This is a genomic window from Bacillus sp. BS98, assembly GCF_008432245.1.
Classification (GTDB): Bacteria; Bacillota; Bacilli; order Bacillales; family Bacillaceae_G; genus Bacillus_A; species Bacillus_A toyonensis.
The window spans coordinates 3,878,773-3,892,246 of the sequence record NZ_CP043830.1; the positions used below are offsets into that span (position 1 = coordinate 3,878,773).

The following is a 13,474-nucleotide window of genomic DNA, read 5'->3' on the forward strand; positions in this document are numbered from 1 at the left end:
AAAATACACATCAAAAAACCGAATCACAATCAATGCGTTCGGTTCAATATTTCTTTTCTTGTTCCAAACGATTCATTAAAACGTAACATGAGATAAACTGTTTCTCTATCCCATTTCCCATACAAGCTCTATGGGGATTTATTAGAACTCGATACAAAAATTTCATCAAAATTATGTTCTTGTTCTATGCTAATTTGTTGTTTTTTCATAAGCTCAAGAACCGCTAAAAATGTTACAACCATTATTTCACGTTCTTCATCAGCAAACAAATCATAAAAACTTTGACGGCCACCTTTTATTTCTAACTGTTTTAGAATATCAGCCATTCGTTGTTCAATTGGTATTTCTTGACGAGTAACTCGTGCTGTTACAGGTTTCTTTGCTTTTTTACGGCGCATTAATTTTTGAAATGCCGCTAGCATATCATATAACGTAACATCAAGAGGTAAGCTTGTCTCCTCTTCTTGTTGCAACGATGCAAAATCAATTGGCGGACGTGTATATAGCTGTGCTCTTTCTTGTTCTCTTTCTTTTAACTCAGTAGCAACTTGCTTATATTTCTTATATTCAATTAACCTCTCCATCAATTCTTGACGAGGGTCATCAATAAAGTCATCACCATTATCAAGTACATCTTCTTCATGTTTCGGCAACAACATTTTACTTTTAATTTGCAATAACGTTGCAGCCATTACTAAATACTCACTTGCAACATCTAATTGTAGTTCTTTCATCGTATGGACATAAGACAAATATTGTTCTGTAATATCCGCTACAGGAATATTATATATATCAATTTCATAACGATGTATTAAATGTAACAATAGATCTAAAGGCCCTTCAAAAGCCTCTACTTTAAAATTATACTGCACAAAGCATCCCACCACATTTTTTCTATAACAACATAAGTATAGAGCATACTCATGTTCTATCCAACCTTTTTAAGAAATTTAATTAAAAATAGACCTATGCCTATGTCATCATGCCCACAGCTTCATATGATAACAGTGTAGTAAGAACAATGTAGGAGGTCAAAAAACTATGGGTCACGTTGATTGCGGTTTTAGCGGTGGGTTCGCATTACTTGTTGTACTGTTTATTTTACTAATTATTGTAGGGGCAGCTTGCTTCTGCTAACATGAACAATAAACGACTAGGGAAAATCCCCTAGTCGTTTATTGTTCATATTTCTATGATACACTTGTATTTATAACCGTTAGATAGGGGCGAAAAATATGTATCCTACCGAATACATACAATTTTTAATTCATTTTCACGGAGACTATGACTATTTTGAATGTCACGAAATATTGGAAGAGTATTGGAAAACCAAACCGAGAGAAAATCGTGATGATTACTTAGTCGGTCTCATTCAAGTGGCAGTTTCTTTATACCACCAAAGACGCACTAACTGGAATGGCGCCACAAAGATGATGAAAAGTGCAATCACAATTTTAGAAAAAAACAGTGCACTTTTACAACGTTTAGGAATCAATCAAACGCAACTTCTACCCTTACTCAATGAAAGAGTGCAATCTATACAAAAAAAAGAAAGTTTTGTACCGTTATTTTTACCATTATCGGACACATCATTAGAAAAGAAATGTATGCAGTTATGTCAGAAACAAAACCTTCCGTGGAAAGATATGAACGCTACTCCTAGTGAATATATCCTACACAAGCACACATTACGTGATCGAACAGAAGTCATCACTGAACGCAAAGAACAATTACAAAAAAGAAAGCAGAGATAATAAACTACTTATCCCTGCTTTCATGAATGTATATTTTGTTCAAGCCCTTTACACTTTTCGCAAAAACTTGCTGTTTGCTCATTTCCGCAAATTGTAAACTCAAGAAATTTGCTCTTTAACTCTTGAACCATCATCGTCCCAATTCCCATATGACGATGAGACGGGTTCACACTCAAATGCTGAATTTCTAATACTTGATTCTCTTTTTTTACAATCCCCATTATTCCAACAAAATCTTCATTTTGCTTCCACAAATACAATTGCCAATCCTCTTTCGCTTCATACTCTTTCATTGTCAATTGTAATGTTTTCACATCTTTTTCAGTTGGCATAAACGAAAGAAGCCCCATTGCAATTTTTTCATAACTTTTTTTAAAACGAATTAACATAACCCTTATCCCTTCTTACAAAAGTTACAAACTATGAATCCCCTCAATCACTCTTTTCATATCACATTCATTTTACAATATTTTCAACAGAGTGAGAAGAGCCTAAAACAACTTGATAATCATACAAAGCGAAAAGAAGAAAGTCAAATATATGTTTCAGTACTATTTCTTTCTAAGTAGATTTTAAAAAAAGACAATGCTATATGATAGTTAAAAGTAACATCCGCTACTCATTACCGCTTCATTATTAGTCACCATAGAGCAACTTAATTCTAGCAAAATTAATATAATAAAAAATGTTTATTGAAACATATAATCTAGTGTATTCTATGTAATTTGTTAAAAGTTTGTTCTCATAAGTCATATATTTTAGCAACAATTACAGTACAGTTTGTATCATGTACTGTAAAGAAAATACTCATTCCTATTAAAAAAATAAAAAAGAGAGCAAAAGCTCCCTTTTTCCATAACTTACTCTTCCCAAACTTTAACTTCTTTCATTACATCGCCTTGACGCATGTTTAATACTGTTTCAATACCGCTTGTCGCTTTACCAAATACAGTATGTACGCCATCTAAATGCGGTTGTGGCTCATGAACAACAAAGAATTGGCTACCACCTGTGTTACGGCCAGCATGTGCCATAGAAAGTGATCCTACAAGGTGTCTATGAGGATTTCCATCAGTCTCACATGGGATAGAGTAACCTGGGCCACCTGCACCTGTTCCTGTTGGGTCTCCACCTTGGCTTACGAAGCCAGGAATAACGCGGTGGAATGTCACACCATCATAAAATCCTTGCTCTGCTAATTTTTTAAAGTTTTCTACTGTTTTCGGTGCTTCTTCTGGGAAAAATTCCAATTCGATTTTTTCACCATTTTCCATTAATATATATCCTAAAGTTTTCATATGTATATGTCTCCTTTCAAGTATCTCAGCACTATATTACCACATTCATGACTAGAAACAAAAAAGAATCCGACAATCTACATACTTCTTTTTCGAAATGTGGACAAAGCTAGGTGACAAATAAGAAATATATACTATAATAACTGTGTTGCCCGAAAATTTTAGAAAGAGAAAGGGAGCGATTTTTCGTGAAAACGAAATTACTAGCTCTGCTATTAGCTGTAACGGTATTTATGATGCCAACAGCTTCATTTGCAGACATCATTGAGGGAGAATCAATTGTTACACTAGGAGAAAACTTATCTGAACAACAAAAACAAGATCTGTTAAAAGAAATGAAAGCACCGAAAGATGCTACAATTATTACTGTGTCTAATGCGGAAGAACATAAATTTCTAGAAGGAATTGTTCCAAAAGCACAAATTGGTACGCGAGCAATTTCCTCTTCTATGATTACATACACAAAGCCAGGATCTGGTCTCATTGTACGTTCAAAAAACATTAATTCAATAACAGATGCAATGTACACAAACGCACTTATTACAGCAGGTGTGAAAGATGCAGAGATTCAAATTACTGCACCATTTAAAGTTTCAGGAACTGCTGCTTTAACAGGTTTAATGAAGGCCTATGAAACAACATCGAACAAAGCAATTCCTGAGGAAGTAAAAAAAGTAGCCAATGAAGAAATGGTGCAAACGGCCCAGCTCGGTGATAAAATTGGTGAAGAAAAAGCAGTTCAACTTGTTGCAAAAATTAAAGAAGAGATTGCAAAAGAGCAGCCAAAAACAACGGAAGATTTACGTTCATTAATTAAAAAAATTGCTGATCAACTCGGCATTACATTAACGGATGAACAGTTGGATAACTTAGTAGCGTTATTTGATAAAATGAAAAATCTTAATATCGATTGGAATCAAGTTGGCAGTCAGTTAAATAAAGCAAAAGAACACGTTTCTGCCTTTTTAGGGTCTGAAGAAGGGCAAAGTTTCCTAGATAAAGTGAAAGATTTCTTCTCAAGCATCATTGATTTTGTTAAATCTTTATTCAAGTAAAAAGAAGCTCGTCAGTGACGAGCTTCTTTTTTATACAAGTAACGGTAATTTCATAACAGCTTCTTCAACCGAACGAACAACATGATTTGCTTTCTTCTTCACATATGGATGAGCATGATGAAGAGTAAATGAATGCGGGGTTACTTCAAACATTGAAATGTCATTAAAAGAATCTCCAATGCAGGCAACTTCATTTGCTTCAATTTTTAAATGTTCCATTAGTCGCCTTAAAGCACTCCCCTTACTTACACCCCTTGGCATAATATCAACATAACGTTTACCTGATATAAAAACTTCCGCTTCACTGTGAAACGTATTTCGTAACTCTTGATCTAATGCTACAATTTTCTCTTCTTCTCCAAATACAAATAATTTCGCTGGATGTACAGTCTTACCAAATTCTTCTTCTAACGCTTCTATTTCAGCAATATGTACCCCCATATACTCTTCAAAAGTATGATGATTTTCATTTTTTCTTTTTGTATATCGCTGCTCATTTGCACAAACAATATCTGCTAGTCCTTTGTTATGTATATATCGATATATTTCCTGGGCAACACTATCTTCAAAACTTGATTCATGAAATATTTTACCGTCCGGCAGTAACATTGTCGCCCCATTTAAACCTGTTGTGTAATACGGGAATGAAAACTTTTTTACGACTTCATCAATTCGGTGAGTAAAGCGGCCAGAGGCAAAACAAATATTTGTCCCTTTTTCAGCTAGCCAACAAAGTGCACGTTCATCTTCTTTTTGCATATCATTCACATTGTAAACGAGCGTGTCATCTAAATCACTTACAAATAATTTAATCATGTCCTCTTCCCCTTTCATACACAATATCTACTCTAAGTGTACACAAAAAATGTTTGGTTTTTGTTAAAAAAAAATAAATTTTCAATAAAAAAATAAACGGGAGCATAATCCCGTTTATTTTTGTCTTCTTACATTTTGAGGTCGCACAATACTAGGACGCACTTTTAAACTAGACATAGTTGGTCGGAGTAAAATTTTCGTTAACGCGCCCCAATCAAATGGTAGAAACGGCCATAAATACGGTGTTTGTAAACTTTTTATAGACGTTAAAAATAAAATCAATATCGTCATTCCAATTACAAACCCTATCTCATGGAAGAGACCTGTTAAAATAATTACAAACAATTTCCCAACCTTATTTCCTAGTCCTAATTCATAGCTCGGTGTTGCATATGCCCCAATCATCGAAACAGCTACATATAAAATAACTTCTGGTACAAACAACCCTACATCAATGGCAATTTGACCAATTAATATAGCAGAAATTAACCCCGCCGCAGACGATAACGACGTCGGAGTGTGAATGGCAGCCATTCTTAAAAACTCAAGTCCGACCTCTGCCATTAACACTTGTAATAAAATTGGTAAATGCGTCATCTTAGTCGGTCCAATAAAAGCAAGATTCGGTGGCAAAAGAGTTGGATCAAATACAAATACTAACCAAAATGGTAATAAAAATAACGAGAAAATAACACCTAAAAAACGTACCCAACGTAAAAATGTACCTACAGCTGGATTTTGTCTAAATTCTTCTGCATGCTGTAAATGGTGGAAATATGTTGTTGGAGTGATCATAGCACTTGGTGATGTATCAGCAAGTACTAACACATGTCCTTCTAACAAATGGTTCGCTGCTACATCTGGCCTTTCTGTGTAGCGAATAAGCGGGAATGGATTATAACCTTGTTTGACTACAAATTCTTCCACCGTTTTATCCGCCATCGTAATCCCATCTACTTCAATATTATTTAATTCTTGTTTTATAATCTTCACTAAATCTGGATTTGCAACATCTTGTACATATGTAATACAAATATCGGTTTGTGATCTATCCCCTACTCGAACCATTTCATTTCGAAGACGTGGGTCGCGGATCCTTCTACGGATTAACGCTGTATTTACAACAATATTTTCAACAAAACCATCCCTTGCACCACGTACTACCTTTTCTGTATCTGGTTCTGTCGGTGTCCGCCCCGGATAACTACGAACATCAATTGCAAAAGCTTCCGTTTCACCTTCCACAAATATAACAATAAGCCCTGATAATACTTGGAGCATTACTTCATCCATCGTTTTTACTTTACTTACTTGTTGATGAATTAAACGATTCTCTAAAAGCTTTACTGTATCTTCTTCTACATCCCTTATTTCATTTGTATCCACCGCTTCTTCTAAAATAGGGATAATATAATTCGTATCACAAAGTCCATTTACAAATAACACACCAATTTCTTTGTTTAAAATTTGAAATTTACGAATACCAACATCATATGTGACACCCAATCCAACAGTTTGCTTTAAGTAATTTTCATTATCACTTAAAAAAGACGAAATCGGGATATTCACTTTTTTAGGCTTCGTCATAAAACCCACTCCTTTCCAAAATTAATTGAATTGCTTTTCTAGTAATAGGTGATCCTCGCTCCCATTCATCATTTCCACACATCTTGCCAATATCACCGACCCCCACAATGACTGGAACATTCAAATCATCTAAACAATAAATCGTATCCCCACTAATCCTGCCAATTTCACCATCTGGAAGTCCAAATTTATCAACACCGTATTCTGTTAAATTCCCATTCCGATCTACGCTTACATCTACACGCGCCCATTCCCAATGATGTGTATTAGATGCTACCGCTAAAATACCAAGTACATCAATTTGTTTATGTGTGGCTACATATTTTAAAGCCTTTTCACCAGATCCTTCTCCAATAAATCCACTGTCATCAAACATGACAAATACAGGGTCATATGGCGTTTGCATAATAAGCTCAACAACTTTCTTCCCTGTCAATTTGGTTGGATTACTTTGCGATGCTGAAATACACCTGCCCCCAAATTCCTTTGTTAACAGCTCAATTGTCCGCTTTGCATATTCATCTCCATCTGTTACCAAAACAACCCTTCGTCTCATTTGATTTATCCTTTCGGTTTACATATAAGTGCTACAAAAAATGAAAATAATATAGCTGCGGAAATGCCCGCAGACGTTAAACTAAACATGCCGATACCAATTCCTAAATACCCATGTTTTTCCGCCGCATGCATTGCTCCGTGTAATAGTGAATGTCCAAAACTTGTAATAGGGACTGTTGCTCCAGCACCTGAAAATTTTATAAGCTTATCATACAATCCGAATCCGTCTAAAATGGCTCCGACAACTACAAAACTTGCCATTAAATGGGCCGGTGTTAACTTTGCAAAATCTAACAATACTTGTCCAATTACACAAATCGCTCCTCCTACAAGAAATGCATATACAAAATCCACAATTCACTCTCCTTTAACTCTTTCAAACACAACACCATGCGCAATTGTTGGAATCGTTTCCTTTTGTTGCATCATCATTGGGCTCAATAAAGCCCCCGTTGCAACGACAAAAATGCGTTGTAAATTCCCTTTTTGCATTTCACGTAATAAGTGGCCGTATGTGACAACAGCGGAACAAGCACAACCACTGCCACCTGCAAACACTTCTTCTTGATTTGAATCATAAATCATTAATCCACAATCATTGTATATATGCCCAAGGTCATAACCTTCCTCAAGTAAAAGTTGTTTTGCAATTGGTGTCCCAACAGCCGATAAATCACCAGTAACAATCAAATCATAATCAGCTGCGATTCTTCCTAAATCTTCAAAATGCTGTTGGATTGTATGAGCAGCAGCTGGTGCCATTGCCGATCCCATATCTAAAGGGTTCATAATTCCTAAATCTTGCACTTTTCCAATCGTAGCTGCCGTAATTTTAATTGCACTTTTTTCTTTGCTAATTAATATGGACCCTGCACCTGTAACAGTTGAATTTGCGGTTTCTGGCTTTTGTCCCCCATACTCTGTTGGATAACGAAATTGCCTTTCAGCCGTTGCATTATGACTACTCACCGTAGCTAAGACACGATTCGCAAATCCACCGTCTATAAATGCTGATCCAACTGCTAAAGTTTCCATTGACGTCGCACAAGCGCTAAACATTCCTAAAAAAGGAATCCCCCACTGACGCGCAACATAATTCGCTGTCACTGTTTGATTTAATAAATCGCCCGCTAAAAAGAAATCAATTTGTGATGTTTTTATATTCCCTTTTTGCACTGCTTGTTGCATTGAGTCTGACATTAATTTTCGTTCAGCAAGTTCCCAGTTTTCCTCTCCACAATGCAAGTCATTATATGAAATATCAAAATATTTTCCAAGAGGGCCTTCAGCTTCTTTCGGACCGACAGCAGTACCCGTTGCATTTACGTAAATATCATTTTGAAATACCCACGTTTGTTTTCCTGTCAACCTCATACTCGCCCCTCCTTTAAGACATAAAAATTTTAAAAGTATATCTTATTAATCCGATAATATATGCTCCAACAACGCCAAACACGATAACACTTCCTGCAAGCTTAAACATGTTTGTAGCAATCCCTAGAACAATCCCCTCACTCTTATGTTCTAGCGCAGCGCTCGCCATAGAATTTGCAAATCCTGTAACTGGTACTGCCGATCCTGCTCCAGCAAATTGACCGATTTTATCATATACACCACATCCTGTTAAAATCGCCGACAATAAAACAAGAGTTGCAACTGTCGGATTTCCTGCCTCTTGTTCACTAAAGTGAAAATAATGTATATAAAATTTCATCAATATTTCTCCGACTGTACAAATGAGCCCACCTACAAGAAATGCCTTCACACAATTTAGTAAATAGTTTGGCTTTGGATGGTACTCCTTCACTTTATTTATGTAATCATCTTTCAGTTTTCGGTTTGTCATTTATATATTGCCTCCTACTTTACGAAATAAATCCAGTGAAACAATGAGCCTATTACTTTGCCAAGTACAAGAGCAACGAGTAAAACAACAATTTTCCCCTCTACCCCGACTCGTTTCGCTAAAATAGGTAAAACATTTAATACTTCCGTTAATGCCGCAGCAAGCATTCCAATGAATGTACCACAAAATAAACCTAATATTACAAGCCAATATTGCGATGTTTGAAATGTAATGTTTTTCAAACTACACCAAGCCCCAGTTAAAGTTCCCGCAATGACAGCCCACTCAAAATATTGAATATGCTTTCCACTTCTCGTTAATTGAGCTAAACGAGGGATTATACCAAGTACAGCCAAAAAGGCAACATATCCGCTACCTACTGCAATCCCGCCAGCTAAACCAATTAATATAACAAACCCACATTCAATCATCGGCAAGCTGTTTCGTGTTATCCTTGTTTTCATTAACAATTACATATTGATCAAGCGACTGTTGATATTGAAACATCTCAACTTCTAACGGACTCGGCTCTTCATTAATTCGCTTTTGAAATACATGATTAAAAAATAAAACCATACCTAATCCAAGACCTACTGAATAGGGAACTTGAAATAATAGTGGTTGCTCCTTAAACTCTCCAGTAATCATGTAATATAACCGCTGGTGTACTTGTTGCATACTTACATCCTCATGGAAATAAATGATCGCAAGGGCCGCCCCAATGAACAACAACAACCATACAAGCCCAAAGAAAATTGGGGGCACTTTCTTTTTTTCATATATAATTTCAACAAGAGTTTGTCCAGAACCTAGTAAATTAATTTGTACATGAGATGCTTTTTGTTGAATAATTTCAATTACTTTCATAACATCAATTACAACATGCGTCTTATCATGTGCTGTTACGTTGTAAACTATTTCATTTTGTAAAGACTCAACTACAAAAGAATCTCCTGCAAGTTGAGCGACATCACTCAGCTTTATTTCATACGCAGGAGAAATTTTTAAACGATTGCGCATTTTAATATAAATCGTTCCTTCCAATTTTCATTCACCCCTTCACTCTTCCTCGTAGTTGTAGTATGGTTATTGAATTTTTTTCTAATACAATTTTTTCATAAAAAAACATCTGTACCGTTTCGGTACAGATGTTTTTAGCTTATGCCTTTTTCTTAAATAAATTTGCGATACTTAATGCAAGTCCTCCCCAAATGACTACGATACCAATAACCATCATCATAATCGCTGATCCACTCATCATGAAACACCTCGATCTTTCCATTCTTTTTCAAGCTGGGCAGAATCTGAATGTATTTGTGCATTCCATTTTTTCAAACCAATGACTAGTGCGACTAGAAGGAATGCTGCCGCTATCGACCAACCATATGTTACAACAAATTCCGTCGGATAATCTCCGTAGTTCTTTTTAATATTTTGGATTACACCATCAATTAACATATACCCTAACATGAGTGGAGTAATAACGAGTAAGCTAACTCTCCAAAACGTTCCTAATTTTATATCAGATACAAAGTTAGCATGATTTTGGTAAATAGGTAGACGGCGCAAGATAAGACCTATCGTAACCACTTCAGCTAGTGCAATTGTAATTAATCCAAAATTATTAGCGAAATAATCAACAACATCTAGAAACATAAGCCCACCACGTGTTGCAAAAACAAGAGAAACTAACACGAGAAGTGTTCCCATAATTCCAATCGTCTTTTGACGACTCAAACTAAATTTTTCAGATACAGCCGCAAAACATACTTCCGCAAGTGAAATGAGTGATGTAATTCCAGCAACAGTTAACGATAAGAAAAATAATACTCCAAATAACGGTGACATCGGTAATTCATTAATAATTTGTGGGAATACTACAAACGCAAGCCCTACGCCAGCACTCGCAACTTTATCAACTGGTACCCCCATGTTATTTGCCATAAATCCAAGAGCAGCAAAAACTCCAATTCCGGCTAATAATTCAAATCCTGAATTTGCAAACCCTGTAATAAAAGCATTATTTGTTGTATCTGAGTTTTTCGGTAAATAACTAGAATACGTAATCATAATTCCGAATGCTAGAGATAAACTAAAGAAAATTTGTCCATAAGCAGCAAGCCATACTTTCCCATCAAAAATACGACTCCAGTCTGGTTTAAAGAATGCATCTAACCCTTGCATCGCACCTTCCATCGTCACTGCACGAACAACGATAATTAAAAACATAACAACTAATAAAGGAATAAAAATGCGGTTAACAACTTCGATTCCTTTTTTAACGCCTTTGAATGCAACGCCAAGCACAATAATCCAAACGAGAGCTAACGGAATTAATACTTCTGGCACAAGCCCCCCAAATTGCCCTGGTTTATCTGCAACATGTAAATATTCTTTAAATAAAAATGATTGCGTGTCTTTCCCCCACGCTCCAGTAATTGCAAAATACGTATACGAAATAGACCAAGCGATAATTACTGCATAATATGTTGAAACGATAAACGTTACACACATTTGCCACCATCCAATAAATTCAGCACGTGGATGAATACGGAAGAATGTAAGTGGTGCAGAACCACGATGACGATGCCCAAGAGCGAATTCGAATGCTAGCAATGAAATACCAGTCGTTAATAATGCAAATAAGTACGGTAAAAAGAATGCACCTCCTCCATTTTCATACGCTGTATAAGGAAAACGCCATATGTTTCCTAATCCAACGGCTGAGCCGACCGCTGCGAAAATAAATCCAGCCCTCGTTCCCCATTGTTGCCTCGTTTCCATGTTTCCTTCCCCCTTTATGACAAGTTCATACTTGGATTATATTTTAAATTAACTAAATTATCAATAAATTCTGTTAATTTTCGCGAAAATTAACAACTCCCTCCTATTAAAGTCATAAAAAAATCGAATAGACAGTTATTCATCTATTCGATCTTTCATCTGTTTTAATATTTTCTTTTCAAGTCTTGAAACTTGTACTTGCGAAATACCTATGCGCTCTGCTACTTCTGATTGGGTTTGATCTTTATAATAGCGCAAATATACAATAAGACGTTCTCGTTCATCTAATTCTCTAATTGCTTCTTTTAAAGCTATTTTATCAAACCATTTCGTTTCAGATTGATCTGCAATTTGATCTAAAATAGTAATAGGGTCTCCATCATTTTCATACACGGTTTCATGTATCGATGAAGGAGGACGACTCGCTTCTTGCGCCAGAACAACTTCTTCAGGTGTTAGTTCTAGCGCCTCTGCTACTTCATTAATCGTTGGAGCCCTTCCGAATTCTTTCGAAAGCTCGTCTCTCATCTTTCGAATTTTGTTGCCTGTTTCTTTTAAAGATCTACTTACTTTCACTGATCCATCGTCACGTAAAAATCGTTGAATTTCTCCAATAATCATTGGAACTGCATATGTTGAAAATTTCACGTCGAAAGATAAATCAAATTTATCTACCGATTTTAAGAGCCCAATACATCCAATTTGAAATAGATCGTCTGGTTCGTATCCTCGATTCAAAAAACGCTGTACAACCGACCATACTAGACGCATATTACTTTGAACAATCGTATCTCTTGCTTGTTGATCTCCACCTTGACTTTTTTGAATTAACGCTTTTAGCTCGTGGTCCTTTAACTGAGGTTTCTTCTTCTCATTTTTGACCTCTATGTCCATAGGCTATTCTCCTTAATTGCATAGAGCGTTACTATTTGATAAGTATTTTGTCAAATGGATTGTTGTCCCGAAAGATTCGTTTGAAATAACTTCTACTTCATCCATAAAATTTTCCATGATAGTAAATCCCATTCCGGAACGCTCTAATTCAGGTTTAGTTGTAAAAAGGGGTTGTCTTGCCTCATCTAAATTAAAAATGCCAATCCCTTCATCTCGAATCGTGAGTTTCACCATTGCCTCTTCCAAAATTACAGAAATATAAACAGTACCTTCTGCATTTCCTTCGTATCCATGAATAATTGCATTTGTAACCGCTTCTGACACAACAGTTTTAATCTCCGTTAGCTCATCCATCGTTGGATCTAGTTGCGCAATGAATGCTGCCACTGTAACGCGAGCGAATGATTCATTTTGACTTAATGCTGAAAATTGAAGGTTCATTTCATTTCTCATTTATGCCACCCCCAACGTCGCGAGCGCGTGCGCTTCACTTTCTTCTAAGCGAACAATTTTGAATAAGCCCGACATTTCAAATAAACGCTTAACAGGCGGTGAAATTGCACAAACAACCATTTCTCCACCTAATCCCTTTACATGCTTATATCGGCCTAATATCACACCTAAACCAGAACTATCCATAAATGATAAGTTCTCTAGGCTCAAAACAATGTGATGAACACCATGTGTCTCAATCATATCTGTCACTTTCGTTCGCAACTCTTCAGCAGTATGATGATCTAATTCACCCGCTAGTCTCACACATAGGACGTCACGTTTTACTTCTAATTGCATGGAAAGACTCACACGATTTCCTCCTTATGCTCAAACTTTACTCATTTACATACATAAAGATTTTCGTGATACAACATAAGAATCCTTCCT

The 13,474-nt window shown here is 36.1% G+C and carries 19 protein-coding genes; 3 read left to right on the forward strand and 16 right to left on the reverse strand.

Annotated features, from left to right (window positions below; translation table 11 throughout):
• Positions 1-128 precede the first annotated feature (128 nt).
• The gene (gene scpA / locus F0362_RS19965; RefSeq protein ID WP_001199746.1) at positions 129-872 is read right to left on the reverse strand and encodes a segregation/condensation protein A; all 744 of its coding nucleotides are present in this window, start codon (positions 870-872) and stop codon (positions 129-131) included.
• Positions 873-1,041: 169 nt separating this feature from the next.
• Here scpA and F0362_RS19970 point away from each other — a divergent pair, with 169 nt between their 5' ends.
• The gene (locus tag F0362_RS19970; RefSeq protein WP_000510194.1) at positions 1,042-1,137 is read left to right on the forward strand and encodes a YjcZ family sporulation protein; all 96 of its coding nucleotides are present in this window, start codon (positions 1,042-1,044) and stop codon (positions 1,135-1,137) included.
• 98 nt (positions 1,138-1,235) lie between these two features.
• On the forward strand, positions 1,236-1,754 hold the full coding sequence (locus F0362_RS19975) for a DUF309 domain-containing protein (protein ID WP_149889932.1): 519 nt from the start codon (positions 1,236-1,238) through the stop codon (positions 1,752-1,754).
• A 20-nt stretch (positions 1,755-1,774) separates the two neighbouring features.
• Here F0362_RS19975 and ribT read toward each other — a convergent pair whose 3' ends face one another.
• A complete protein-coding gene (gene ribT / locus F0362_RS19980) occupies positions 1,775-2,143 on the reverse strand; it encodes a GNAT family N-acetyltransferase RibT (protein WP_000908405.1) in 369 nt (122 codons plus the stop codon).
• 471 nt (positions 2,144-2,614) lie between these two features.
• A complete protein-coding gene (locus tag F0362_RS19985) occupies positions 2,615-3,052 on the reverse strand; it encodes a peptidylprolyl isomerase (protein ID WP_000853789.1) in 438 nt (145 codons plus the stop codon).
• Between the two features lie 188 nt (positions 3,053-3,240).
• Between F0362_RS19985 and F0362_RS19990 the strand changes: the two genes are divergently transcribed.
• Positions 3,241-4,107, forward strand: a complete 867-nt coding sequence (locus tag F0362_RS19990; RefSeq protein WP_000850510.1) for a DUF1002 domain-containing protein — start codon at positions 3,241-3,243, stop codon at positions 4,105-4,107.
• Between the two features lie 30 nt (positions 4,108-4,137).
• Here F0362_RS19990 and F0362_RS19995 read toward each other — a convergent pair whose 3' ends face one another.
• The 13 genes from F0362_RS19995 to spoIIAA all read right to left on the reverse strand — a co-directional run bounded on the left by F0362_RS19995 (position 4,138) and on the right by spoIIAA (position 13,396).
• Entirely contained in the window at positions 4,138-4,941 is an 804-nt protein-coding gene (locus tag F0362_RS19995; protein ID WP_002048921.1) for a Cof-type HAD-IIB family hydrolase, read from the reverse strand.
• Between the two features lie 96 nt (positions 4,942-5,037).
• Complete coding sequence (spoVAF, locus tag F0362_RS20000) at positions 5,038-6,510, reverse strand: spore germination protein SpoVAF (protein ID WP_149889933.1); 1,473 nt, start codon at positions 6,508-6,510, stop codon at positions 5,038-5,040.
• Positions 6,497-7,066: a stage V sporulation protein SpoVABEA gene (locus F0362_RS20005; RefSeq protein WP_001254416.1), complete on the reverse strand. Its 570-nt coding sequence runs from the start codon at positions 7,064-7,066 to the stop codon at positions 6,497-6,499. Before F0362_RS20005 ends, spoVAF begins: the two co-directional genes overlap by 14 nt.
• 5 nt (positions 7,067-7,071) lie before the next feature.
• Positions 7,072-7,422, reverse strand: coding sequence for a stage V sporulation protein AE (gene spoVAE, locus F0362_RS20010; protein WP_000348323.1), 351 nt, complete (start codon positions 7,420-7,422; stop codon positions 7,072-7,074).
• A gap of 3 nt (positions 7,423-7,425) precedes the next feature.
• Positions 7,426-8,442 (reverse strand): stage V sporulation protein AD, encoded by a 1,017-nt coding sequence (gene spoVAD / locus F0362_RS20015; protein ID WP_149889934.1) that lies wholly within the window; start codon positions 8,440-8,442, stop codon positions 7,426-7,428.
• 13 nt (positions 8,443-8,455) lie between these two features.
• Positions 8,456-8,914 (reverse strand): stage V sporulation protein AC, encoded by a 459-nt coding sequence (gene spoVAC / locus F0362_RS20020; RefSeq protein WP_000184907.1) that lies wholly within the window; start codon positions 8,912-8,914, stop codon positions 8,456-8,458.
• Between the two features lie 14 nt (positions 8,915-8,928).
• Entirely contained in the window at positions 8,929-9,345 is a 417-nt protein-coding gene (gene spoVAB, locus F0362_RS20025) for a stage V sporulation protein SpoVAB (protein ID WP_000568664.1), read from the reverse strand.
• Positions 9,338-9,958, reverse strand: coding sequence for a stage V sporulation protein AA (locus F0362_RS20030; protein WP_000399262.1), 621 nt, complete (start codon positions 9,956-9,958; stop codon positions 9,338-9,340). Before F0362_RS20030 ends, spoVAB begins: the two co-directional genes overlap by 8 nt.
• Positions 9,959-10,073: 115 nt before the next feature.
• A complete protein-coding gene (locus F0362_RS20035) occupies positions 10,074-10,175 on the reverse strand; it encodes a methionine/alanine import family NSS transporter small subunit (RefSeq protein WP_002093318.1) in 102 nt (33 codons plus the stop codon).
• Positions 10,172-11,698: a sodium-dependent transporter gene (locus F0362_RS20040; RefSeq protein WP_000450075.1), complete on the reverse strand. Its 1,527-nt coding sequence runs from the start codon at positions 11,696-11,698 to the stop codon at positions 10,172-10,174. Before F0362_RS20040 ends, F0362_RS20035 begins: the two co-directional genes overlap by 4 nt.
• A gap of 135 nt (positions 11,699-11,833) precedes the next feature.
• Positions 11,834-12,592, reverse strand: a complete 759-nt coding sequence (gene sigF, locus F0362_RS20045; RefSeq protein ID WP_000350732.1) for an RNA polymerase sporulation sigma factor SigF — start codon at positions 12,590-12,592, stop codon at positions 11,834-11,836.
• A gap of 12 nt (positions 12,593-12,604) precedes the next feature.
• On the reverse strand, positions 12,605-13,045 hold the full coding sequence (gene spoIIAB / locus F0362_RS20050) for an anti-sigma F factor (RefSeq protein WP_001243394.1): 441 nt from the start codon (positions 13,043-13,045) through the stop codon (positions 12,605-12,607).
• The gene (gene spoIIAA / locus F0362_RS20055) at positions 13,046-13,396 is read right to left on the reverse strand and encodes an anti-sigma F factor antagonist (protein WP_000059133.1); all 351 of its coding nucleotides are present in this window, start codon (positions 13,394-13,396) and stop codon (positions 13,046-13,048) included.
• Positions 13,397-13,474: the final 78 nt, after the last annotated feature.

Coding starts and splice junctions, on each gene's coding strand:
- sigF (WP_000350732.1), bottom strand. CDS start 12,592: ATGGACATAGAGGTCAAAAATGAGAAGAAGAAACCTCAGTTAAAGGAC.
- F0362_RS20005 (WP_001254416.1), bottom strand. CDS start 7,066: ATGAGACGAAGGGTTGTTTTGGTAACAGATGGAGATGAATATGCAAAG.
- spoVAF (WP_149889933.1), bottom strand. CDS start 6,510: ATGACGAAGCCTAAAAAAGTGAATATCCCGATTTCGTCTTTTTTAAGT.
- F0362_RS19975 (WP_149889932.1), top strand. CDS start 1,236: ATGTATCCTACCGAATACATACAATTTTTAATTCATTTTCACGGAGAC.
- spoVAB (WP_000568664.1), bottom strand. CDS start 9,345: ATGATTGAATGTGGGTTTGTTATATTAATTGGTTTAGCTGGCGGGATT.
- ribT (WP_000908405.1), bottom strand. CDS start 2,143: ATGTTAATTCGTTTTAAAAAAAGTTATGAAAAAATTGCAATGGGGCTT.
- F0362_RS19970 (WP_000510194.1), top strand. CDS start 1,042: ATGGGTCACGTTGATTGCGGTTTTAGCGGTGGGTTCGCATTACTTGTT.
- spoVAD (WP_149889934.1), bottom strand. CDS start 8,442: ATGAGGTTGACAGGAAAACAAACGTGGGTATTTCAAAATGATATTTAC.
- F0362_RS19995 (WP_002048921.1), bottom strand. CDS start 4,941: ATGAAAGGGGAAGAGGACATGATTAAATTATTTGTAAGTGATTTAGAT.
- spoIIAB (WP_001243394.1), bottom strand. CDS start 13,045: ATGAGAAATGAAATGAACCTTCAATTTTCAGCATTAAGTCAAAATGAA.
- spoVAC (WP_000184907.1), bottom strand. CDS start 8,914: ATGACAAACCGAAAACTGAAAGATGATTACATAAATAAAGTGAAGGAG.
- F0362_RS19985 (WP_000853789.1), bottom strand. CDS start 3,052: ATGAAAACTTTAGGATATATATTAATGGAAAATGGTGAAAAAATCGAA.
- F0362_RS20035 (WP_002093318.1), bottom strand. CDS start 10,175: ATGATGAGTGGATCAGCGATTATGATGATGGTTATTGGTATCGTAGTC.
- F0362_RS20040 (WP_000450075.1), bottom strand. CDS start 11,698: ATGGAAACGAGGCAACAATGGGGAACGAGGGCTGGATTTATTTTCGCA.